Here is a 569-nt window from a genome sequence, read left to right on the forward strand (position 1 = left end):
GTCCGAGACCACTGAAAAAGTCCATATAAAACACAAAAAGCATCCCCACCTATAGTATAATTAAGTCACCATAACAAAATATACCGGGGGATGCTTTTTATGCTAGTTGAAACCACCTTTAAACAAGGCAGCTTTTACACTGAATTATACCATATAATACCGGAGAATCACATATTAAAACGTATAGATTCCGCAATATCTCTTAGCTTTGTCAATGAACTATTAGCAGATAGATATTGCAAAAACTTTGGCAGACCCGCCAAAGAACCAGAAATGATGATGAGGATCCAGTTCTTAAAATATCTATATACTATATCCGATGAACAGTTGTTACAAGATTTGACCGTAAATCTGGCTTACAAATGGTTTGTAGGCCTTAATCCAGAAGATCCTCTCCCCGAAAAAAGCTTACTGACCAAATTCCGTACCCAACGTTTAAAAGATATTAGCCTGGATACCATCATAACCGAAATCATACGCCAATGTGTAGAAAAAGGCATAATAAAAAGCAGCAACGGCATTGTTATAGATACGACTCATATTGAAGCTAACACCATCAAAAAAGTACC

At 36.6% G+C, this 569-nt stretch carries 1 protein-coding gene; it reads left to right on the forward strand.

The window, feature by feature from the left end:
• Positions 1 to 99: 99 nt before the first annotated feature.
• A partial coding sequence (locus SPSYN_RS15510) for a transposase (protein ID WP_161823387.1) occupies positions 100 to 569 on the forward strand: 470 nt, incomplete at its 3' end.

This window comes from Sporotomaculum syntrophicum (assembly GCF_009932395.1).
Classification (GTDB): Bacteria; Bacillota; Desulfotomaculia; order Desulfotomaculales; family Desulfallaceae; genus Sporotomaculum; species Sporotomaculum syntrophicum.